The organism is Streptomyces broussonetiae (assembly GCF_009796285.1).
Classification (GTDB): domain Bacteria; phylum Actinomycetota; class Actinomycetes; order Streptomycetales; family Streptomycetaceae; genus Streptomyces; species Streptomyces broussonetiae.
The window spans coordinates 7,570,537-7,591,538 of the sequence record NZ_CP047020.1 but is presented as its reverse complement, the minus strand read 5'-3'; the positions used below and the strand labels follow the sequence as shown (position 1 = coordinate 7,591,538).

The following is a 21,002-nucleotide window of genomic DNA, read 5'->3' as shown; positions in this document are numbered from 1 at the left end:
GGGACTCACCCGTTGAACAGCTGTGTCGCCTTCTGCACCAGCTCGTACACCCCGTAGCCGAAGGGCGCCCCCACCCAGATCCAGGCGAAGGCGATCAGCCACCGCCGGCCGGGGCTAGGCGGACTGCTGTCGTTCGACATCGACGGCCTCCCTCGGGGCGGGGATGTGGTGGCGGGCGTGGACGGGGCGGATCAGTTCGTTGGCGACGAAACCGACGACGAGCAGTCCGATCATGATGCCGAAGGACAGGGTGTACAGGGCCGAGCCGTGTTTGCCGGCGCCCTTCTGGTGGTCGGCGATCCAGTTGACGATCAGCGGTCCGAGCACACCGGCCAGGGACCACGCGGTCAGCAGCCGGCCGTGGATCGCGCCGACCTGGTAGGTGCCGAACAGGTCCTTCAGGTACGCCGGTACGGTCGCGAAGCCGCCGCCGTAGAAGGAGAGGATCACCAGGGCGCAGACCACGAACAGCGGCTTGGAGGAGTCGCCGAACAGCGCTATGAGCAGGTACATCAGTGCGCCGACGCCGAGGTAGACGCGGTAGACGTTCTTGCGTCCGACAAGGTCCGAGGCGGACGACCAGCCGATGCGGCCCGCCATGTTGGCGGCGGACAGCAGCGCGACGAACCCGGCGGCGGCGGAGGCCGAGACCGGGGTGGAGCTGTCGGCGAAGAAGTCCGTGATCATCGGGGCGGCCTTCTCCAGGATGCCGATGCCCGCGGTCACGTTCATGCAGAGCACGATCCACAGGCACCAGAACTGCGGGGTGCGCACCGCGGTGCGCGCGGAGACCTGCACTCCCTCGAAGGCGCTCGGCGCCTCCGCCGTGTTCTCACGGTCCTCGGTGCGCGGCACCCGGACCAGCAGTACGCCGAGGGTCATGAAGACGGCGTACGCCAGCCCGTGCACGAGGAAGGCCAGGGCGATGCCATCGTTGTCACGGCCGAAGGAGTCGAGCATCTGAGTGGACCAGGGCGAGGCGATCAGCGCGCCGCCGCCGAAGCCCATGATGGCGATGCCGGTGGCCGCGCCCGGCCGGTCCGGGAACCACTTGATCAGCGTGGACACCGGCGAGATGTAGCCGATACCGAGGCCGATGCCGCCGACGAAGCCGTAGCCGAGGACGATCAGCCAGTACTGCTTGGTCTCGGCGCCGAGCGCGGAGATGAGGAAGCCGGTGGAGAAGCAGACCAGGGCCACGGTCATGGCCCAGCGGGGTCCGTTGCGTTCGACGAGGGTGCCGCCGAACGCGGCCGACAGACCGAGCATCACGATCGCGAGCTGGAAGGGCAGTGCGCTCTGGGTGCCGTCGAGGTGCAGCGCGGATTCGAGGGGCGGTTTGAACACGCTCCAGGCGTAGGCCTGGCCGATGGAGAGGTGGACGGAGAGGGCGGCGGGCGGGACGAGCCAGCGGCTCCAGCCCGGGGGTGCGACAGGGGGGCTGCTCATGACCCCGAACCGTACGGCCGCACAAGGTAGTTGAGAACCCAATGGATCGATCGCACAAGAGGAACGGTCCGCAGAATGCGCCGAACGGTCGATGCCCGAACTCTTGTCCCACCCCAATCCCATACTGTAGTCAATATTTCGTAGGCAGGATTCGGGCGCTCGCGCCGCGTACGGAGTTCGACATGCGGGCGGCGGGCACCTGGGACGAGTCCCGCCAGACCGAGACGGACCCGGTGTGCGCGTACTGCGGCGTGGGCTGCACCCGCACGCTCCATGTGCAGGACAATGAGACCGTGAAGGTCACCTCGCCGCACGACGACACGGTGACCCACGGCAATCTCTGCATCAAGGGCCGTTTCGGCTACCAGCACGTACAGAACCGGGGCTGATCAGGACATGGGACGAGTCACGGAACGACGCAAGGTCCTCCGCATCCGCGACGGGGCGCTCTCGGCCCGGCCGGACACACTCGTCGCCGAGGAACCCCTGGAGATCCGGCTGAACGGCAAGCCGCTCGCGATCACCATGCGCACCCCCGGCGACGACTTCGCGCTGGCGGCGGGCTTCCTGGTGAGCGAGGGCGTGCTGGCCGACGCGGACGATCTGCGGAACATCGTCTACTGCGCGGGGGCGACCGTGGACGGTTCCAACACCTACAACGTGGTCGACGTGCAGACCGCGCCGGGCCTCGCCCTGCCGGACTTCACCCTGGAGCGCAACGTCTACACGTCCTCCTCGTGCGGTCTGTGCGGCAAGGCCAGCCTGGACGCGGTACGGACGACGGCGCGTTTCCCGATCGCCGACACCCCCCCGGTCCGGGTCACCCCTCAGCTGCTGTCGAGCCTCCCCGAGCGGCTGCGCGCGGCCCAGCGGGTGTTCGACCGGACGGGGGGCCTGCACGCCGCGGCCCTGTTCTCCGAGGACGGGGAGCTGCTGGACGTACGAGAGGACGTCGGCCGGCACAACGCGGTGGACAAGCTGGTCGGGCGGGCGCTGCAGAACGGGGCCCTGCCGCTCTCGCGGGCGATCCTGCTGGTCTCCGGGCGGGCCTCGTTCGAGCTGGCCCAGAAGGCGGTGATGGCGGGCATCCCGGTGCTGGCCGCCGTGTCGGCGCCGTCGTCGCTGGCGGTGGACCTGGCCGCGGAGACGGGGCTGACCCTGGTGGGTTTCCTGCGGGGCAGCTCGATGAACGTGTACGCGGGCGAGGACCGCATCGCCCTGCAAGAGGCGGCCGCCCAGGGCTGAGACGCCGCCCAGGGCTGAGACGCCGCCCAGGGCTGAGACGCCGCCCAGGGCTGAGACGCCTCCCCGCGGCACGGAGGCGGGGCCCCGGCCGGCGCCCCGCGCCTCCTGCGCCGCGGGGCCCCGCCGCAGCCGAGCGTCTGCGCGGCGTCGACGAACGCGGTGACCAGGGGTGAGTGCCGGCCGGCCGCCCAGGCCGGCAGCACCTGGTCGGGTTCGGCGTCGGTGACCGGCACGCAGCTGATGTCCGGGCTGGAGTACTGCCCGGCGGTCGAACGCGGGACGAGCGGGACGGCGGTGCCGGCGGCCACGCACTCGAACTTCTCCTCGAGGGTGCGGATCGGCAGGTCGCCCGGCCGGGGGCCGGCGTAGTGCAGCCAGGTCTCGCCGTCGAGGTCGGCGAGCGGCAGTTCCTGCTTCCCGGCGAGGCGGTGGCCGCCCGGGAGCATCGCCACACGGGGTTCGCGGTACAGGGGCCGCGGCTCCAGTCCCTCCTCATGGATCGGCCGTCGTACGTAGGCGACGTCCACGGTGCCGTCGAGGAGCAGTCGTTCCTGGTCGTCCCTCCCCCACTCTCGACTACGCTCGAGCGGGAGGTGCCCCCACGACCCGGCGGGCGCAGCCCTCGACGTCGGGGTGCGCCGCCGCGAAGGCGCGCAGGGCCTGGGTGACGACCGCACCGGCCCGGAAGCCGACGACGAGCCGTCGGGGCCCGCGTGGGGCCCGCAGCACACGGCGCCGGGCCGCGTCGGTGAGGCTGAGCAACTGCCGTCCGTCGAGGAGTTGGCGATCGGCATCGGTCAACGCCACGCCGCGGCTGTCGCGTACGAACAGCTCGGCACCCATGTCCTTCTCCAGGGCGCGGATCCGGCGGCTGAGCACCGGCTGAGCGATGTGCAGCCGCTCGGCGGCGCGGCCGAAGTGGAAGCGGTGAAGTACGGCGTCGGGTCGGTCCGCACGGGAGGGTCGGTGGTGCTGACCACAGGGACGGCGGGGCAGCGGCCACTGCCGGGTTCGAGCGCCGTGTCGGCGCTGTGCGGGGCGATGGAGTCGCGGACCCGGGCGCCGGCGGTGGAGGGGGCGCCCGTGCGGGTCAATGTGGTCTCGCCCGGGGTGGTGCGCACCGAGCTGTGGCGGGAGGCGCCGGAGGCGGACCGGGAGGAGCTGTTCCGGTCGTCCGCCGAGTCGCTGCCGGTGGGGCGGGTCGGCGAGCCGGCGGATGTGGCGGAGGCGTACCTGTATCTGATGCGTGGGGGCTGCAGCACAGGTTCGGTGGTGGTCGTGGACGGGGGCGGGACGCCGGTCCGAGCGGTCAGGCGGCGCCGAGGCGTACGTCGGCGGCGGACACGACCGTCCCCAGCCGGGGGAAGTCGAGCCGGACGGACGCCTCGTGCTCGGCGGCGGTGAGTGCGGCCATGGCGTCCTCCACGAAGACGAGGTCGTAGCCGAGGTCGGCGGCGGCGCGGGCGGTGGACTCGACGCCGAGGTTGGTGGCGATGCCGCCCAACACCAGGGTGGTGACACCGCGTTCGCGCAGCTGCTCGTGCAGGCCGGTGTCCTGGAAGGCGCCGATGGTGCGCTTGACCACCTCCAGGTCGCCGGCGCGGCCGAGGCCCGCCACCAGGGCGCTGCCGGGCGGCTGTTCGGCGACCGAGGCGCGTTCGACGCGCACGAGCACGACGGGTGCCGCGGCGGCACGGAAGGTGTTCGCCAACTCCTCGGCGGCGGCGAGCACTTCGGTGCCTTTGCGGGGTTCCAGGGGCAGCGCGACGATACGTTCCATCAGGTCGACGAGGACCAGGGCGGTGCGCTGCGCAGAGAGCACGGGAGCTGCGGTCATGACGGAACGTTAGCCGCCGTCAGCCGTCCGTGCCGGAAATCCGGATCAACAGGCCCATGAACTGATCACGTTCGGCGGCCGACAGCGGGGCCAGCAGTGCGTCATTGGCCGCGCGGGCCGCCTTCTCGCAGCGCGCGAGGAGGCGGGCGCCCTCGTCGGTGAGGGACACGGCGTTCTTGCGGCGGTCCCGGGGGTCGGGGGCGCGCACGACATGACCGGCGGTCTGCAGGTCGTTGAGCACGCCGACCAGGTCCTTGGGGTCCAGGCCCACGCTGCGGCCGAGGTCGGCCTGGGCGACGGGCTGGAGGTCACGGACGGCGGAGAGGACCACGTGGTGCCACATCCTCAGGCCCTCGACCGCAAGCGCGTCGGCGACCAGGGCGCGGCCCCGCGCGGCGGCCCGGCCGAGGAGCCAGCTGGGCAGGGAGCGGATCGTGGGCAGGGGTGCTTCGGCGGCCATACCGGCAGCCTATCCGAGAATCATTGGACTTCCCAATGAAACTCCCTTAACGTTGGAACTCCCAACGAGTTCGTGGGTGTTCCCCACGATGGGCGTTCCCCACGACTGATGCGCCGGGCTTTCCCCCGGCCACTGGAGGTTCCGATGCGTCGCGTCCGCTATGAATCCACCGGCGGCCCGCTGTTCCTGGAGGAGGTCCCCGTCCCCGAGCCCGGCCCCGGGGAGCTGCTGGTGCGCTGCGAGGCGGCCGGCGTCACCCTGCCCGTGGTGCGCAAGGTCACCGAGGCCGCCGAACCGGTCGCACTGGGCGGCGAGATCGCCGGTGAGGTGGTGGCGGCCGGTGAGGGCGTGACCCGCTTCCGGCCGGGCGATCGCGTGACCGGGATGTGCTTCGGGCACGGCTACGCCGACTTCGCCGTGCTGCACGAGGCCATGACCTCTCCGGTCCCCGACGGCGCCACCGCCGTGGACGCGATCGCACTGGTGCGCAGCGGCCTCGTGGCTTACGGCGCACTGGAGGCGGCGCGGCCCGCACCGGGCGAATCGGTCCTCGTCACGGCGGCGGCGAGCGGTGTCGGGCATCTCGCCGTGCAGCTGGCGCGGTCCCGGGGCGCGGGGCGGGTCGTGGGAGCGGTGTCGGACCCGGCGAAGGCGGACTTCGTGCGCGGGCTGGGCGCGGACGACTGCGTCCGGTACACGGACGCCAGTTGGGGAGATCCGGTCGACTGCGTCCTGGACGCGGTCGGCGGTGACCTGCTCACCCCTGCCGTCGCCGCTCTCGCCCCGCACGGCCGCCTGGTCGCCTACAGCTCGGGCGGGGGCACCGTCCAGGCGTACGACCTGCTGGTCGGCGCCAAGTCGGTGATCGGCTTCCAGATGGCGCTGATCGCACGCGGCCGGCCGGAGCTGTACGAGCAGTGGCGCCAGGAGCTGTGGCGGCTGTTCGCCGAGGGCAGCGTGAAGCCCGTCGTCCACGGCGAGTTCGCGCTGGAGGACGCGGCGAAGGCGCACGAGGTGATCGAGGCGCGGGCCAACCTCGGCAAGGTCGTCCTGCGGCCGTAGGCCCTTCGCCGGGCCTCGGACCTTTCGCGGACGCCGTGTGCTGCACGCTTCTTGTGGGGCGCCCTGCCCCCAACTACCTTCGATGGGGCGCACGTTGGACATGGGATGTCCACATGTCCAGATGTCCGGCCGACGAAGGGCAGGTCGTACCATGCCGTCAGGTCTTCGCGCCCGTCTCAGATCCGTACTCGCCCCCGCTGTCACCACCGCGGCACTGCTCCTGGTGCCACTGGCCTCACCCCATCCGGCACACGCCCAATCCTCCATGAACACACCCGAGTTCGAGCAGCAGATCCTGTTCAAGGCGTCCCAGGATCCCGGCTACGCCTGCTTCCGGATCCCGACGATCGTCAGGGCCGCCGACGGCACGCTGCTGGCGTTCGCCGAAGGACGGGTCCTCAACTGCGGTGACGCCGCCGACATCGACATCGTGCTCAAGCGCTCCACCGACGGCGGACGCACCTGGGGCCCGCTGCAGGTGGTCAACAAGGGAGGCGGCGACACCCACGGGAACCCGGCGCCGATCGTCGACCGCGAAACGGGGCGCGTCTGGCTCGCGGAGACGTACAACACGGGCCGTACGGACAGCGCCAGCTGCTCGGTGCCGTGCGATCGCACCCCCCATCTCCAGTACAGCGACGACAACGGTCTGACCTGGTCCGCGCCGCGCGATCTGAGCCCGGAGATCCTGCCCTCCGCCTGGAACTCCTGGTACGCGACCGGGCCGGTGCACGGCATCCAGCTCACCCACGGCCGGTACGCCGGGCGGCTGGTCTTCGGGGTCAACGCCGAGAGCTGGGACGGCACCCGGATCACCGCCAACCACGCGGCGCTGATCGTCAGCGACGACCACGGCGGCCACTGGCGGATCGGCGCCCAGGACACCTGGCCCATCGCCGAGGACGGCACCTTCCGGCAGAAGCCCTCCGAACTGACCCTCGCCGAGCGCGAGGACGGATCGATCCTGGTCAGCGGCCGGGAGCAGGACGGCACCGACCTCGGTCACCGCACCCAGGCGATCAGCCGCGACGGCGGCTCCAGCTTCACCGCGCCCTTCCACGACCTGCCGGACCTGTACGCCCCGATGGTGCAGGGTCCCTGCTGCGGCTCGGCGGCCGGCTGCTGCTCGCCTGCCCCGCCGACCCCGACCGGCGCCGCACGATGATGATCCGCTCCTCCTACAACGGCGGCCGCACCTGGGACAGCGTGGACCGCGGCACGGTCGTCACCACGGACTGGTCCGGCTACTCCGACCTGGTCCAGGTCGCCGGGGGCACGGTGGGCCTGATCTACGAGGGCGGCGCGCTGGACGCGCGCGACGAGATCCGCTTCGCCCGCTTCACCGAGAACTGGCTCGCCCCGCGCCGCGGCCCCGACCCGGTCACCGCCGACCTCGCCCCGCACGCCCGCCCGGCCGCGGTACTGGGCGGCGCGAAGGTGACACCAGGGGTGTTCGGCGGAGCGCTGCAGTTCGACGGCACCGACGACGCCGTACGCCTGCCGTACAGCAGTCGGCTGCCGCTGGGCACGAAGGACTTCACGGCGTCCCTGTGGTTCCGGTACACGGCCACCAGCGGCGAGCAGCCGCTGCTGTGGATGGGCGGGATCGGCACCACACAGCCCCAGGTGTGGCTGCGCGGGGAGCCGGCGAACAACCGGATCCAGGGCCTGATCACCGTGCGGGACGGCGCGGCGGCTCCACAGACCGCGTACGTGCGCACGGATACCGCGTACAACGACGGCCAGTGGCATCACGTGGTGCTCCGGCGGGGCGGGGGCCGGCTGATGTTGTCCGTCGACGGTACGCAGTCGTCCGTGGCCGACGTACCGGGCTCGGTCAGCCGTAACTCCCCCTTCGGCGTGCACATCGGTCAGCGCATGGACAGCCGGGCCTTCTTCACCGGTGCCATCGAGGAGGTGCACGTATGGGACCGGGCGCTCACCGACCAGGAACTGTCGGACCCCAAGGCGCTGCGGTCAGCGAAGGACACGGTCCTGTGGCTGCCCCTGGACCACGTGAGCCGCTGACGCCCCGGGAGCGTCCACGGCCTCCTCCGGATCGCGGGCGCGGCGCTTGGCGATGACCGCGCACACCATCAGCTGCATCTGGTGGAAGAGCATCAGCGGCAGCACGGCGAGGGAGGCGTGGGCGCCGAACAGGACACTGGCCATGGGCAGTCCGGAGGCGAGGGACTTCTTCGACCCGGCGAACTGGATGGCGATCCGGTCCGCCCGGCCGAAGCCGAGTGCCTTGCCTCCGTACCAGCTCAGCAGCAGCATCAGGGCCAGCAGGACGGCCTCGACGACGAGCAGACAGCCGAGGCGCGCGGGGCTCACCTGGTGCCAGATGCCCTGGTTCATGCCCTCGCTGAAGGCGGTGTAGACGACCAGCAGGATGGAGCCGCGGTCGACCAGGCCGAGGATCTTCTTGTGCCGGGTGATGGAGCCCCCGATCCAGCGCCGCAGCAGCTGCCCGGCGAGGAACGGCACCAGCAGCTGCAGCACGATCTTCACGAGCGAGTCGGCGGAGAACCCGCCGCCGCTGTTGCCGAGGAGGGCCGCCGCCAGCAGCGGGGTGATCAGTATGCCGGCCAGGGAGGAGAAGGAGCCCGCGCAGATCGCCGCGGGCACGTTGCCGCGGGCGATCGAGGTGAAGGCGATGGACGACTGGATCGTGGACGGCACCAGCGTCAGGAACAGCAGGCCCTGGTAGAGCGGCTGGGTCAGCACGGTCGGCACCAGGACGCGCGCAGCCAGCCCGAAGACCGGGAAGAACACGAACGTGCAGGCCAGCACGGTGACGTGGAGCCGCCAGTGGCGCAGCCCGTCCAGCGCCTCCCGGGTGGACAGCCGGGCGCCGTAGAGGAAGAAGAGGAACGCGATCGCGGCGGTCGACGCCCCCGAGGCCACGTCGGAGGCGGTTCCCCGGGCGGGCAGCAGTGCGGCAAGACCCACGGTCCCCAGCAGCAGGACGATGTACGGGTCGATCGGCATCCAGGTCGGCCAGCGCAGGCGTGTCACGGTGCTCCGATTGCTCTGTGTGTCGGCGGAGGGTGTGCAGTTGTCGCAGGTTGATCGGCAGGTGTCGCTTGATGTCTCCTTGCTTTCGGGCCCGCAGGAGCCCCCTCCATCGTCCTCTGCACCACGCCGATCGGGAATCCCGTACACCACTCTGACTGCCATCATGATTCGCGATAACGGGCTAGGCTGGGTGCCGTGTACGACCCGACACAGCTGCGCACGTTCCTGGCCGTGGCCCAGACTTTGAGCTTCACACAGGCCGCCCACCGGCTGGGGCTGCGCCAGTCCACGGTCAGCCAGCATGTACGCCGACTGGAGGAGGCGGCCGGGCGGCAGCTGTTCAGCCGGGACACCCATTCGGTGGAGCTGACCGACGACGGCGAGGCGATGCTGGGCTTCGCCCGGCGGATCCTGCAGGTGCACGAGCAGGCAACGGCGTTCTTCACCGGCACCCGGGTGCGCGGCAGGCTGCGGTTCGGCGCCTCGGAGGACTTCGTGCTCACCCGGCTTCCCGAGATCCTGGAGAGCTTCCGCCACGACCACCCCGAGGTCGACCTGGAACTGACCGTGGAGCTGTCCGGCACCCTGCACGAGCAGCTGGCCGCCGGAAAACTGGACCTGGTGCTGGCCAAGCGCCACCTCGAGGACCCGAGCGGCCAGCTGGTCTGGCGCGACGACCTGGTGTGGATCGGCGCCGAGCGGTTGCGCCTGGACGCCGACCGGCCCGTCCCGCTGATCGTCTATCCCCCGCCCGGCATCACCCGGGCCCGTGCGCTCAAGGTGCTGGAGAGCGAGGGCCGAGCATGGCGGATCGTGTGCACCAGCGGCAGCCTCAACGGACTCGTCGCGGCGGCCCGTGCCGGGCTCGGCGTGATGGCCCACTCCCGGCGCCTGATCCCGCCCGGCCTGTTCCGTCTCCCGGACCGCTCGGGCCTGCCCGACCTCGGCAGAATCGACTTCGTCCTGGTGCACGGCCGCCGCCGGGGCACGGCCGACGCCGCCGCGAACGCACTGGCCGCGGCCGTCCTGGCCGGCGGCGAACGGCTACGGCGGCGCGACGACTGAACGGCGTCCCGCCCGCCGGCCCGCCCGGACCCGCCGGGACGCCTGCCGCCGGCCTCCGTCGGGGTGATGCCGGGCTCGTTCGCGTTCAAGGGGGTGGCGTTCGCCGGGATCCCGCACCTGTCGCTGTGGATGCGCGGCGCCATCCCCGAACACACGCTGCGCACCGCGTTCGCCCCGGGCCTCGACGGCGCGCTCGTGGTGGCGGGCCTCGCCGGGACGGCCGCCGCCCTGGTGCTGCTCCTCGTCCGGGCGGGCCGTCCCACGAAGCCCACGGGAGCCGGGCGCGGTGGCGGAGCGGGCGGTGGCGGCACACCACTGACGGGAAGCGGCCACCGTTCGACCGGTGGCCGCTTCCCGTATCTCGTGTGCGCGGGGCGGGCTGCCGTATCCGGTGAGCGGGCCGGCGCAGGCGGTAATCGGCCCGTACAGATTCGGTGGAGATTACGGTACCGAAAGTTACTGACCCGTCAGTATTGTGTCCGGCCCTTCCCCATGTGCGGGCATTTTCCGGCCACCTCCCGGGAAAAACGTGAGGTTTGCACGGTTAACCACCCCCTCCCGCCCGGTGACGCCGTGGGGTAGCTTTCACCGCGCTGTGCCGAGAATCACGGGCGTGACCAACAGCGAGGATCGGGGAGCGAGGTTTGCGCGAGTTCACCAACCCGCCGTTGGCGTCGGCGCCGCCCGTGGGCGGTCTGGCCGACGTCGTCTTCGAGCATGCCCAGAGCGACCCGGCGCACATCGCCCTCGGCCGCAAGGACGCCGCCGGACAGTGGCGGGACGTCACGGCCGCCGAGTTCCGCGACGAGGTCATGGCCCTCGCCAAGGGGCTCCTCGCGCGCGGCATCCGCTTCGGCGACCGCGTCGCGATCATGTCCCGCACCCGCTACGAGTGGACCCTGTTCGACTTCGCGCTGTGGACGATCGGCGCCCAGGTGGTGCCCGTCTACCCCACCTCCTCCGCGGAACAGTGCTTCTGGATGCTCTACGACGCCGAGGTGTCCGCGGCGATCGTGGAGCACGAGGACCACGCGATGACCATCGCCACCGTCATCGGCCGCCTCCCGCAGCTGCGCCAGCTGTGGCAGCTGGACGCGGGCTGTGTGCAGGAGCTGTACGACGCCGGCGCGCACGTGGACGACGAGGTGGTGCACAGGCACCGGCAGGCCGTCACCCCGGACTCGGTCGCCACGATCATCTACACCTCGGGCACCACCGGCAGGCCCAAGGGGTGTGTCCTCTCGCACGCGAACTTCATGTACGAGGCGGACACGATGATCCAGCGGTGGCAACCGGTGTTCCACACCAAGAAGGACGACGAGGCGTCCACGCTGCTGTTCCTGCCACTCGCGCATGTCTTCGGGCGGATGGTGGAGGTCGCCGCGATCCGCGGCCGGGTCCGTTTCGGGCACCAGCCGCAGCTGCACGCCGCCGCCCTGCTGCCGGATCTGGCCGCGTTCCGGCCGACGTTCATCCTGGCGGTGCCGTACATCTTCGAGAAGGTCTTCAACGCCGCCCGTCGCAAGGCGGAGAAGGACGGCAGATCCGGCCCGTTCGAGAAGGCGGTCGACGTCGCGGTGAAGTACGCGGAGGCCGTCGAGGCGAAGGCGTGGGGCATCGGGCCCGGCCCGTCGGCGGGGCTGCGCATGCAGCACCAGTTCTTCGACAAGGTCGTCTACGCCAAGGTCCGCGCGGCGATGGGCGGCCGTATCCGCAACGCGATGTCCGGAGGTTCGGGGATGGACCGCCGGCTCGGGCTGTTCTTCGCGGGCGCGGGCGTGCAGATCTATGAGGGGTACGGCCTGACCGAGTCGACGGCCGCGGCCACCGCCAACCCGCCCGAGCGCACCCGCTACGGCACGGTCGGCCAGGCCATTCCGGGCGTGACCGTGCACATAGCCGACGACGGGGAGATCTGGCTGCACGGCGGCAACGTCTTCCAGGGCTACCTCAACAATCCCAAGGCCACCGACGAGACCCTGCACGAGGGCTGGCTGGCCACCGGGGACCTCGGTTCGCTGGACGAGGACGGCTATCTGACCATCACCGGCCGCAAGAAGGAGATCCTGGTGACCTCCGGCGGCAAGAGTGTCTCCCCCGGGGTGCTGGAGGAGCGGGTCCGCGAGCATCCGCTGGTGAACCAGTGCATCGTCGTCGGCAACGACCGGCCCTACATCGCCGCCCTGGTCACCCTCGACCAGGAGGCCGTGGAGCACTGGCTGCAGATGCGCGGCAAGCCCAGGATGACCCCGGTCCAGCTGGTGCGTGACGCCGACCTGGAGACGGAGGTGCGGCGGGCGGTGGTCGCCGCCAACACCCTCGTCTCCCAGGCCGAGTCGATCCGTACCTTCCGGATCCTGGCGCAGCCGTTCACCGAGGAACACGGCCTGCTCACGCCGTCGTTGAAGCTCAAGCGGAAGGCGATCGAGAAGGCGTACGGCAACGAGGTCGACGCACTCTACGGGACCTGACGCGGCGTCGGTTCGCCTGCGTCACCTCGTCCTCCTCACTTGATCGTGACGCGGAAGATCTGGTCGGATCCGTCGGCGGCGCCGCCGTTGTTGTCGCAGTTGGTGGTGGACAGCCACAGTTCGTCGGCTCCGGGCACCTTGGTGACGGTGCGCAGCCGGCCGTAGGAGCCGACGTAGTACGCGGTCGGGGTGCCGACGCTCTCGGTGTCGCCGTTGACGGGGATGCGCCACAGGCGTTCGCCGCGCAGGGATGCCATGTAGATGACGTTGCGGACGATGGCGATGCCGCTGGGCGAGGCCTCGGAGACGTTCCAGGTGGCCTTGGGGTTGGTCATACCGGCGACGCTGCAGGTGCCCTCGCAGGTCGGCCAGCCGTAGTTGGCGCCGGGCTTGATGAGGTTGAGTTCGTCCTTGGAGCTGTTGCCGAACTCGGCCTCCCACAGGCGGCCGTTGCGGTCGAAGGCGAGGCCCTGCGGGTTGCGGTGGCCCAGGGAGTAGACGTAGTTGCCGAACGGGTTGCCGGGCGCCGGCTTGCCGTCGGTGGTCATGCGCAGGATCTTGCCGTTGAGGGAGTTCTTGTCCTGCGCGAGATCGGGCTGCTGGGCCTCGCCGGTGGAGACGTAGAGGTAGCCGTCGGGGCCGAAGGCGAGGCGCCCGCCATTGTGATAGCGGTTCTTCCTGATGCCCTGGAGCAGGATCTTGTAGCCGGTGAGGGTGCTGCCGTCGTAGGTCATGCGGACGACCCGGTTGCCCTCGGCGGCGGTGTGCATGAAGTAGACGTAGTGGTTCGTGGCCCACTCGGGGTCGACGGCGACGCCGAGCAGGCCGCCCTCGCCGTTGGTGGTGACGGCGTTCGGGACGGTGCCGACCTGGGTCCTCGTCCCGTCCTTGGTGACCTTCCAGACCCGGAAGTCGTCCCGCTCGGTGACGAGGGCGGTCTTGCCGTCGGGCATCCAGTAGGTGCCCCAGGGGATGGTCCAGCCGGTGGAGAGCGTGGCGATGGACGACGGGACGCCGCCGTCGGTGGCGCAGGCCTTGGTGGTGAAGGTGACGGTGTTGCTCGGCGGGGACACGTTCCCGGCCGCGTCGCGGGCCACCACGTCCAGGGAGTAGGGGCTGTTGCAGGCGAGCCCGGTGAGCGTGGCCGAGGTGCCACCGGTGACGGTCCGGTAGACGGTGGTGCCGCTGCGGATGTCGTACGCGGTGACACCGCGGTCGTCGGTGGCGGCGCCCCAGGTGAGGCCGACCGTGTTCGAGGTGATGTCGGCCGTGTGCAAGGCACCCGGTGCGGTCGGCGGTGTGGTGTCGGAGCTGGGCTTCGTCGTGCAGTCGACGACCGGGCTGGCGGGCGAGGTGTTGCCGGCCGCGTCGCGGGCGATGACGGTGAGGTCGTAGGTGGTGTTCGGGGCGAGCCCGGTCAGCGTCTTCGTGGTGGTGTCGCCCGGCGCCTCGCCGATCTTGTTGCCGTGCTCGTAGAGGTCGTAGGCCGCGACGCCCGTGTCGTCCGTCGAGGCGCCCCAGGCCAGGGTCAGGCGGTCCTCACCGATGTCCGGGCAGGAGGGCTGACCGGGGCGGGTGGGCGCCTGGGTGTCGGTGACGGCGGCGAGGCTGATGCGGTCCAGGTTGGGGCCGCCGTTCGCCGTGGTGGCCGTCGCCCGGATCGTGTTGGTGCCCGCCTTCAGCGTCACGTTCACGGCCTTGGCCGCCCAGGTGTTCCAGTCGGCGGTGGCCGGGAAGGAGACGGCCGGCGCCACGACGGTGCCGTTCACGGAGAGGTCCATCGGCCGGTCGGCCGCGGTGCCGTTGGCGTACCGCAGGGTGACCGAGGCGGGGCCCGTGGCGGCTGCGGAGACCCTGAACTCCACGTAGGAGCCTTTGACGTTGGTGTAGTCGACGAAACCGGTTCCCGTGTAGCCGGTGTGGTTGCCGGCGACGGTCCCCTGGGAGATGGTCGCGTCCTCGGCCTGGTAGTCGGTGGCCGCGTGTGCGGTGCCCTGGCTCAGTCCGGCCAGCGGAAGGGCGAGCACGGCGGCCAGCCCGTAGGGCAGAACTCTGCTGGTTTTCATGGCTGTTGCTCCCCTCGGCCCGGGTACCGGGCCAAGACCTCGAGGTAGTCGTAGGGCTGCTGCGGGACGCCGCCGTCGCTGTCGGCAGACCGTGTGCGCCAGGCCGTCGGCCGATCGCTGCCGCCGGTCAGCGGTCCACCGCCGTCCCACGTGAGTCGACGGGTCGCACCCGGATCAGGCGGGTCTCCCCCGGGCGGAGGGCCGCGCTGTAGGAGCCGGCGACCGTGCCCTTGTGGGCACCGGACCACAGGTCGGTGACGTCGCCGGAGCCGGTGAGACCGATCCGGGACCAGTCCACGGTGACCGTGGCGGAGCCGGAGGTTCCGGTGTTGAACAGGGCCACCACACGGTCGCCGTTGCTCTCGCGCTTGCTCCAGACCTGTCCGGCCCCGCTGTTCACGACCCGTTGCGCGGCGATGCCGTCCTGGTCCACGCCGATCAGCCGGTCGTTGGTGAGCATCGCCCGGTCGACCGGGTCGAGGCGGGTGAGGTCGGTGCCGAGCAGGAGGGGTGCGGCCGCCATCGACCACAGCGTGAACTGGGAGCGGCGCTGGTCGGCGTCGAGGCCGGCCCGGTCGCCGTTGCCGATCTCCAGCGAGTCCAGGTCGTTCCAGCCGCCGGGGCCGGCGTACGGCTGCCAGGCGGCTGCGGAGTCGAAGCGCCGGGCGACATGGGCCCAGTCGGTGAGCGGGTATCCGCTTCCGCTCGGTCCCGGACCGCAGTAGCACTCGACGTCGCCCTGGGTGCGCCAGCTGTTGGCGAGCGTGCGCCAGGTGGTGGCCTGGTCGATCGGGAGGTTGTTGGACAGGGCGAAGGTGATGGGCCGGCCAGTGGCGCGCAGGGCCTTGTCCCAGGCCTGGACGTCGGGGATGTCCTGGCCGCCCACGCCGTCGATCTTCAGGTAGTCCACGCCCCACGAGGCGAACTGCCGGGCCCAGGAGTCGACGAACTCCTGCGCGCCGGGCCTGGCGTAGTCGAGGGCGTACATGTTCTTGCAGTTGTAGTTCTTCTCGGTCTTCGAGGTGTCCGCGATGTCCTTGGCGTGGTACGTGGTGCCCTCGACCGGGGTGTTCTTCAGGACGGCGTTCCTCGCGATGCCGGGAGTGACGTAGAAGCCGAACTTCAGGCCCTTGGCGTGGACGTGGTCGGCGAGGGACTTGATGCCGTCGGGGAACTTGGCGGGGTCGGGGCTCCAGCGGCCGTAGCCGTCGACCTGGAAGCCGTTTGCGTCGCACTTCTGCCAGAAGTCGTCGAGGTTGACCTGGACGAAGCCGTGCCGGGCCAGGCCCGAGGAGACCAGGGCATCGGCCTGTGCCTCGATCGCGGCCTCGGTGGGCTGCCGGCGCACATAGCTCCAGCTGCTCCAGCCCATGGCGGGCCGGACCGCCCGGCCGTTGTCGGAGGCGGCCGCCCGGTGCGGGGTGGCCATGAGCGGTATCGCGGTGGCGACGAGCAGGCCGGCCGCGGCGGCCGTGGCTGTCCTGAGCCGGGTCATGGGCGTCGTCCTCCCGGTACGGCGGGCGTGGCGTAGGAGGTGCCGATCCAGGCCTCGTCGATCCGCAGCCGCCGGTAGCGGGTGGTGTCGGTGGCGGCGGCCCAGGTGGAGTCGGCCTCGAGGCGGACGTAGCGGGCGGTGGCGGCGGTCAGGTCGATGGTCTGCACACCGCGGGTGCTGGGGAGTTGGCCGGTCGTGGCGGCCTTGGTCCAGTGGGTCCCGTCGGTGCTGAGGAACACCTGGTACGCCTTGATCCGCGCCGACTGTTCGGTGGCGGAGCGGGCGTAGGCGACGGAGTCCTCGCGCTGGTTGAGTCCGAGGTAGCGGACCTGCTTCGCCGCGCCGAGGTCGAAGGTGAGGGTGACCGGCAGGGTCTTGTCGTTGTCCCAGTAGGTGAGGTGGTCGCCGTCGCCGGCGGCCGAGGCGGCGTGGCCGCTCGCGGAGGCGCTCGCGGTCACCGTGACACCGGTCGCGATGCCCTGGCGGCCGGCGGTGATCACCTTGAGAACGGTGTCGTACGGGTCCCAGCCGCCGAGGCCGGTGAGGGTGAGCACACCGCCGGACTGCGACCACGAGACGGGTTTGCCGGTACGCAGGTTGGTGACGGAGGCGATGCGGTAGCCGTTGTCGCGGACGCGCAGGGTGGAGGTGCTCGGTGGGGTGAGGACGTGGATGTACTGGCGGTCGGGGTCGTCCTTGGCGATGGTGGTGACACCGTGGGCGCCGTCGTTCCACCCGCCGGGCGCGAGGCCGCCGTACATGTAGCCGCCGCCCTCGGTGCCGTGGAGGGACTCCCAGATCGGGTCGAGGTAGGAGTCGGCAAAGGTGTTGAAGGCGGCCTGGTTCGGCGGGAACTGGCCGTTGACCTCAGCGGTCTCGGCCATCAGGGCCTTCACCGAGGAACCGGCGTTGCTGATGAGCCGGCCGAGGGTGAGTCCGCGGTCGACCGTGGGGTCGGAGCCGTCGTACCACCAGGCGCCGGTCGACGGCAGTTTGAAGTCGGCCTCCGTCAGGCGGGGCTGGGCGGTGTACACGGCCTGCGGGTAGTCGTATGCGGGCGTCATTCCCGTCTTCTGCTCATTGCTGATCATGTCCATGATCGGCGTGTCTTCGTTGTTGTTGCTGAGGGTGTAGTTGGGGCGCTTCTGGTAGATCTGCTCGTAGAGGTGGTGGCTCTCCCAGTACGCGTTGTCGTTGTCGATCCAGAAGCCGCCGAGGTCCGGGTAGCGGTTCATGACCTCGAAGAAGTTGTCGTAGGAGAACTCGCCGAAGCCGTCGCGGGTGGTCAGGTCGACGTTCTTGCCCTTGTAGGCGGAGTAGGCGGCCGAGTCGAGCCATTCGTGGCCGCCGTCGTCGTGCCACTGGGGGTCGTCGGTCATGTAGAGGATGACCTTCATGCCCTTGGCCTTGGCGGCGTTGATCAGTTCACCGAGGAAGTCCCGCTTGGTGGAGCAGGATCCGGGGATCTTCGACGGCCAGGGGCGGGCGTAGCCGAGCCGGCTGTGGAAGGTCGCCAGTACGAGGTACTGCGTATGCAGCTTTCCGGCTTCGTTCACCCAGTACTGCGGTGTCCAGCCGCCGTTCGTGACGTCCTTCTCCCAGGCCGTGCAACTGGTGTGGGCGGGAGCGGTGCGCAGCCCCCAGTGCAGGAAGAGGCCGCCGACGGAGGCGCGCAGGAAGGCCTGGCGGGGGTTCTCCAGGTCGAGGGGGCGGGCCGGGGTACCGCAGTCCTCGCTGGACCCGCTCGCCGAGACGCGCAGTGCGCCGCCGGTGGTGGTGTGGCTGTCGGCCAGGCAGTAGCCCGTGACGTTCTGCAGGCCGATGTCGTGGGGTGATCTGCTCCCCTCCTGTGCCGTGAACCGGGTCAGCCGGATGCCGCTCGCCGCGTTGGCGATGACGGCGGGGCGGCCGTCGTCGGCGGCGTAGCGCACTGCGCTGTCGGTGAACCGGATGTCGTCGGCGTTGTGCAGGTACCAGCCGTACGCCGGCCGGGTGCCGATGCTCTTCGGGTTGTAGTCGTTCGGGTCGTTGCCCGGCACCCCGGTGGACAGGGTGCCGTTGCCGCCCGGGACGGTGATGTCGACGTTCGTGAAGGTGATCCCGCTGATCCGGTGGCCGTTCTCGCCCCAGAGGGTCGGGCTGAAGGAGGGGCTGTTGCCGGTGGCGGTGATGTGGTCGTACGTCACGTCGCTGATCGATCCGACACCCGGACTGTTCCCGCACCGTCCGCGCGTGCCGATCTTCTCCATGATCGGTGAGTGGACGTGCGTCATGGTGATGTCGCGGTAGTGGACGTCGGAGATCTTCGCGCCGTCCATGGAGACCATGCCGAGGCCGGACTTGTCGGCACCCTCGATGCGGATCTTCTCGAACTGGTAGTCCGAGAAGTCCCCGCAGGTCTCGGAGCCGAACATCAGGGCGTTGCAGCAGCGCGCCGACAGCACCGCATCGCTCACCCGGACATGGCCGCTGGGCAGTGTGGCGCCGAGGGCGTAGTCGCTCTTGAAGACCAGGGCGTCGTCGTTGGCGGAGATGTGCGCGCCCGTGATCGTGACGTTGGTGGTGGAGATGACGTTCCAGCCGTCGCGGTCGCCCGCGGTGTCGATCGTCAGGCTGTCGGAGACGACGTTCGTGCAGCCGTTGATCAGGGCGGCGAAGTGGCCGCCGCGGCGCAGGGTGAGACCGTCGCCGAGGCGGAGTCCGTCGCAGCGGGTCAGCGACAGGATCTTGTCCGCCTGGCCGGACCGGGGGTTGCCGGTGATCAGGTCGCCGCCGCCGTCGATGACCCCCTCGCCGGTGAAGCCGATGTCGGTCAGCCTGTCGCCGTAGATCATCGCGTCGTGGAAGTGGCTGTGCCCGAAGTCCTGGTACTTGTCGTAGGCGTTGGGTTCGGGCGGGTCGTAGGTGCGCGCGGAGGAGCCCCGGATCGTGGCGCCCTTGTCGAGCTGGAGCGTCACATGGCTCTTCATGTGGATGGTGTTGGCGGACTTGTAGGTGCCGGGCGGGAAGCGGACGGTGCCGCCGCCGGCCGTGGCCGCGGCGGTGACGGCCTTGTCGATGGCGGGGGTGTCGTTGGCTGAGCCGTCGCCCTTGGCGCCGTAGTCGCGTACGTCGTACCCGGCGGTGGGGCGGGAGGCCGTGGGGTGGGGGGCCGCGAGGGCGGCGGGGTGGGCGAGGCCGAGGACGACGGCCAGCGTGCACAGGATGAACGCCGCCGCCCGTCCGGGTCCGGCGATGTGGGATGTCACGGGACCGCTCCTCTAGGCGAGTTGGTAGCCGCGCAGGTCGGTGAGCAGCAGATAGGTGTCGCCGAGGGAGCTGCGGATGCCCCACTTGGGGCGCACCCGGTCGGCGGTGTGGGTGGTGAAGCGCCAGTCGTCGCCGCTGGCGCAGATGTGCGGATGGCCGGCGGGGTGCGAGTGGGCGCGGTCGTCCCCGACGGTCTCGAAGGCACCGAGCCCGTCGGTGCGCGCCGACGGCGACCACTTCAGCCGCCAGGAGGCGGCGCCGGGGGGACCCGGCACGACTCTTCTGGACGCGTTCATGCCATCCCTCCATCGTCGTGCAGCTGCTCGTTCATGATCAGGAAGGCCCCGAGCCCGTGGAAGTCGTTGACGGCCCGGGGGCGGCCGACGTAGTACGCGTACGTGCCGACATTGGTGCCGACGGAGATGTCGGTGAGGTCGGTACGGCCGTCCGCACCGACCGAGAGCCGGGCCAGCACGCCCTGCCCGCCACGCCGGGCGACACTCCTGAAGTGCGGGTCCAGATAGCCCTGTTGCGCGCCGCGGTCGAGGGCGTAGGCGAACATGCTGGAGCAGGACGTCTCGGTCCAGTTGTCCGGCCGCGCACCCTTGTCGATCACCTGGAACCACCGCCCGGACGCCGGGTCCTGGTACTTCTCCAGCGCCGCCGCCAACGCGCGGAACATGCCGAGCAGTTGGGGCCGGTACCGCTGGTCCGCCGGGATCGCGTCCAGGACGTCGGTCAGGGCCATGGCGTACCAGCCGACGGCGCGGCACCAGTGCTCGGGGGCCAGCCCCGTGGCCGGATCGGCCCAGCTCGCCGACTTCGACTCGTCGTAGGCGTGCCGGAGCAGGCCGTTTGCGACCTGGAGATGGCGGCCGTAGACATACAGCTGCCGGGCGGCCTCGGCGTCGGTGTACGCGCTGTCGTGGAACTCCCTGCCGTACTCGACGAGGAACGGGTTCACCATGTAGGCGCCGTCCGCCCACAGCTGGTGTGCGCGGCTGCTGGTGTCGGCGTGCCAGAAGCCGCCGTCGGAGGTGCGCGGATAGCTGTTCAGACGGTCGCGGATCTTCCGGGCGGCCTGGGCGTAGCGGTCCTGGCCGGTCTCGTGGTGCAGGATCACGAGCAGCCGGCCCGCCTGCATGCTGTCCAGGCTGTCGAAGGACTGGCCGATCGTGCCGTCGCTGCCGACGAACCGGTCGACGTAGGCCTTGATGTAGGACAGCAGGCGCGGGTCGTGGGTGCGCCGGTAGACGAGGTACTGGCCGTAGAGGTACAGGCCCACCGGGTACGACCAGCCGCCGATGGTGGCCGGGGTGAAGCGGGCCGTGGTGGAGTCGACGACGGCCGTGGACCAGTCACGGGCGGCGCCGGGACGCGATGCGGCGGCCGGGGCGGCGGCGGCCGGGGGCAGGGCGGCGGGAAGTGTCGCCAGGGTGGCGGTGGCAAGCGCGGCGGCGATCAGCGCCGCGCGCAGGCGTCGGCGTCTCATGACCCTCCCTCTCGGTGGGCGAACGCGGGCGGTTCGGCGGGGTCGTGCACCAAGGCACGGACGAGGTGGTGGTCCGGGGCAGCGGCAGGC

At 70.8% G+C, this 21,002-nt stretch carries 16 protein-coding genes and 3 pseudogenes; 7 read left to right on the top strand and 12 right to left on the bottom strand.

The window, feature by feature from the left end; genetic code table 11:
• Positions 1–5: 5 nt before the first annotated feature.
• Together GQF42_RS47025 and GQF42_RS34870 are read right to left on the bottom strand one after the other, a co-directional pair.
• On the bottom strand, positions 6–140 hold the full coding sequence (locus tag GQF42_RS47025) for an MFS transporter small subunit (RefSeq protein ID WP_267906156.1): 135 nt from the start codon (positions 138–140) through the stop codon (positions 6–8).
• Positions 115–1,449 carry an OFA family MFS transporter gene (locus tag GQF42_RS34870; protein WP_158926634.1) on the bottom strand — a complete coding sequence of 445 codons (1,335 nt, stop codon included), beginning with the start codon at positions 1,447–1,449 and terminating at the stop codon, positions 115–117. The genes GQF42_RS47025 and GQF42_RS34870 overlap by 26 nt, the downstream gene beginning before the upstream one ends.
• 86 nt (positions 1,450–1,535) lie before the next feature.
• On the opposite strand from GQF42_RS34870, the pseudogene GQF42_RS34865 reads away from it, so the two are divergent.
• Both GQF42_RS34865 and fdhD read left to right on the top strand, forming a co-directional pair.
• Positions 1,536–1,838, top strand: a pseudogene (locus GQF42_RS34865) (hypothetical protein); the annotation flags it as partial.
• Between the two features lie 7 nt (positions 1,839–1,845).
• Positions 1,846–2,694 carry a formate dehydrogenase accessory sulfurtransferase FdhD gene (fdhD, locus tag GQF42_RS34860; RefSeq protein ID WP_158926632.1) on the top strand — a complete coding sequence of 283 codons (849 nt, stop codon included), beginning with the start codon at positions 1,846–1,848 and terminating at the stop codon, positions 2,692–2,694.
• Between the two features lie 197 nt (positions 2,695–2,891).
• On the opposite strand, the pseudogene GQF42_RS47355 reads toward fdhD, so the two are convergent.
• Positions 2,892–3,221: pseudogene (locus GQF42_RS47355) on the bottom strand (LysR substrate-binding domain-containing protein); the annotation flags it as partial.
• A gap of 49 nt (positions 3,222–3,270) precedes the next feature.
• Positions 3,271–3,573 (bottom strand): LysR family transcriptional regulator, encoded by a 303-nt coding sequence (locus tag GQF42_RS46225; protein WP_233273559.1) that lies wholly within the window; start codon positions 3,571–3,573, stop codon positions 3,271–3,273.
• 12 nt (positions 3,574–3,585) lie between these two features.
• On the opposite strand from GQF42_RS46225, the gene GQF42_RS46220 reads away from it, so the two are divergent.
• On the top strand, positions 3,586–4,098 hold the full coding sequence (locus tag GQF42_RS46220; protein ID WP_325100373.1) for an SDR family oxidoreductase: 513 nt from the start codon (positions 3,586–3,588) through the stop codon (positions 4,096–4,098).
• Here GQF42_RS46220 and GQF42_RS34845 read toward each other — a convergent pair.
• Both GQF42_RS34845 and GQF42_RS34840 read right to left on the bottom strand, forming a co-directional pair.
• Positions 4,004–4,531: an isochorismatase family protein gene (locus GQF42_RS34845; protein WP_199272900.1), complete on the bottom strand. Its 528-nt coding sequence runs from the start codon at positions 4,529–4,531 to the stop codon at positions 4,004–4,006. The two genes, GQF42_RS46220 and GQF42_RS34845, sit on opposite strands and share 95 nt — an antisense overlap.
• A gap of 19 nt (positions 4,532–4,550) precedes the next feature.
• The gene (locus GQF42_RS34840) at positions 4,551–4,991 is read right to left on the bottom strand and encodes a MarR family winged helix-turn-helix transcriptional regulator (RefSeq protein WP_158926628.1); all 441 of its coding nucleotides are present in this window, start codon (positions 4,989–4,991) and stop codon (positions 4,551–4,553) included.
• 144 nt (positions 4,992–5,135) lie between these two features.
• On the opposite strand from GQF42_RS34840, the gene GQF42_RS34835 reads away from it, so the two are divergent.
• The gene (locus GQF42_RS34835; RefSeq protein WP_158926626.1) at positions 5,136–6,053 is read left to right on the top strand and encodes a quinone oxidoreductase family protein; all 918 of its coding nucleotides are present in this window, start codon (positions 5,136–5,138) and stop codon (positions 6,051–6,053) included.
• 151 nt (positions 6,054–6,204) lie between these two features.
• A pseudogene (locus tag GQF42_RS34830) lies at positions 6,205–8,081 on the top strand (exo-alpha-sialidase).
• Here GQF42_RS34830 and GQF42_RS34825 read toward each other — a convergent pair.
• Complete coding sequence (locus GQF42_RS34825) at positions 8,031–9,047, bottom strand: bile acid:sodium symporter family protein (protein ID WP_199273128.1); 1,017 nt, start codon at positions 9,045–9,047, stop codon at positions 8,031–8,033. The pseudogene GQF42_RS34830 and the gene GQF42_RS34825 overlap by 51 nt on opposite strands.
• Before the next feature lie 222 nt (positions 9,048–9,269).
• Between GQF42_RS34825 and GQF42_RS34820 the strand changes: the two genes are divergently transcribed.
• Both GQF42_RS34820 and GQF42_RS34815 read left to right on the top strand, forming a co-directional pair.
• The gene (locus tag GQF42_RS34820) at positions 9,270–10,139 is read left to right on the top strand and encodes a LysR substrate-binding domain-containing protein (protein ID WP_158926624.1); all 870 of its coding nucleotides are present in this window, start codon (positions 9,270–9,272) and stop codon (positions 10,137–10,139) included.
• Between the two features lie 644 nt (positions 10,140–10,783).
• On the top strand, positions 10,784–12,610 hold the full coding sequence (locus GQF42_RS34815) for an AMP-dependent synthetase/ligase (RefSeq protein ID WP_158926622.1): 1,827 nt from the start codon (positions 10,784–10,786) through the stop codon (positions 12,608–12,610).
• 35 nt (positions 12,611–12,645) lie between these two features.
• Here GQF42_RS34815 and GQF42_RS34810 read toward each other — a convergent pair whose 3' ends face one another.
• The 5 genes from GQF42_RS34810 to GQF42_RS34790 form a co-directional block, all read right to left on the bottom strand.
• Positions 12,646–14,676 carry a PQQ-dependent sugar dehydrogenase gene (locus GQF42_RS34810; protein WP_158926620.1) on the bottom strand — a complete coding sequence of 677 codons (2,031 nt, stop codon included), beginning with the start codon at positions 14,674–14,676 and terminating at the stop codon, positions 12,646–12,648.
• 127 nt (positions 14,677–14,803) lie between these two features.
• Positions 14,804–16,171: a glycoside hydrolase family 27 protein gene (locus GQF42_RS34805; RefSeq protein WP_158926618.1), complete on the bottom strand. Its 1,368-nt coding sequence runs from the start codon at positions 16,169–16,171 to the stop codon at positions 14,804–14,806.
• A complete protein-coding gene (locus tag GQF42_RS34800; RefSeq protein ID WP_233273558.1) occupies positions 16,168–19,419 on the bottom strand; it encodes a glycosyl hydrolase family 28 protein in 3,252 nt (1,083 codons plus the stop codon). The genes GQF42_RS34805 and GQF42_RS34800 overlap by 4 nt, the downstream gene beginning before the upstream one ends.
• A 12-nt stretch (positions 19,420–19,431) precedes the next feature.
• Positions 19,432–19,716, bottom strand: coding sequence for a hypothetical protein (locus tag GQF42_RS47775; protein WP_407699509.1), 285 nt, complete (start codon positions 19,714–19,716; stop codon positions 19,432–19,434).
• Positions 19,713–20,912, bottom strand: coding sequence for a glycoside hydrolase family 88/105 protein (locus GQF42_RS34790; protein ID WP_158926616.1), 1,200 nt, complete (start codon positions 20,910–20,912; stop codon positions 19,713–19,715). Before GQF42_RS34790 ends, GQF42_RS47775 begins: the two co-directional genes overlap by 4 nt.
• Positions 20,913–21,002: the final 90 nt, after the last annotated feature.

What these genes read in the sequence shown, in the direction of transcription:
- GQF42_RS34835 (WP_158926626.1), top strand. Translation starts at nt 5,136, where the DNA reads ATGCGTCGCGTCCGCTATGAATCCACCGGCGGCCCGCTGTTCCTGGAG.
- GQF42_RS34805 (WP_158926618.1), bottom strand. Translation starts at nt 16,171, where the DNA reads ATGACCCGGCTCAGGACAGCCACGGCCGCCGCGGCCGGCCTGCTCGTC.
- GQF42_RS47025 (WP_267906156.1), bottom strand. Translation starts at nt 140, where the DNA reads ATGTCGAACGACAGCAGTCCGCCTAGCCCCGGCCGGCGGTGGCTGATC.
- GQF42_RS34870 (WP_158926634.1), bottom strand. Translation starts at nt 1,449, where the DNA reads ATGAGCAGCCCCCCTGTCGCACCCCCGGGCTGGAGCCGCTGGCTCGTC.
- GQF42_RS34825 (WP_199273128.1), bottom strand. Translation starts at nt 9,047, where the DNA reads ATGCCGATCGACCCGTACATCGTCCTGCTGCTGGGGACCGTGGGTCTT.
- fdhD (WP_158926632.1), top strand. Translation starts at nt 1,846, where the DNA reads ATGGGACGAGTCACGGAACGACGCAAGGTCCTCCGCATCCGCGACGGG.
- GQF42_RS47775 (WP_407699509.1), bottom strand. Translation starts at nt 19,716, where the DNA reads ATGAACGCGTCCAGAAGAGTCGTGCCGGGTCCCCCCGGCGCCGCCTCC.
- GQF42_RS34790 (WP_158926616.1), bottom strand. Translation starts at nt 20,912, where the DNA reads ATGAGACGCCGACGCCTGCGCGCGGCGCTGATCGCCGCCGCGCTTGCC.
- GQF42_RS34845 (WP_199272900.1), bottom strand. Translation starts at nt 4,531, where the DNA reads ATGACCGCAGCTCCCGTGCTCTCTGCGCAGCGCACCGCCCTGGTCCTC.
- GQF42_RS34840 (WP_158926628.1), bottom strand. Translation starts at nt 4,991, where the DNA reads ATGGCCGCCGAAGCACCCCTGCCCACGATCCGCTCCCTGCCCAGCTGG.
- GQF42_RS34810 (WP_158926620.1), bottom strand. Translation starts at nt 14,676, where the DNA reads ATGAAAACCAGCAGAGTTCTGCCCTACGGGCTGGCCGCCGTGCTCGCC.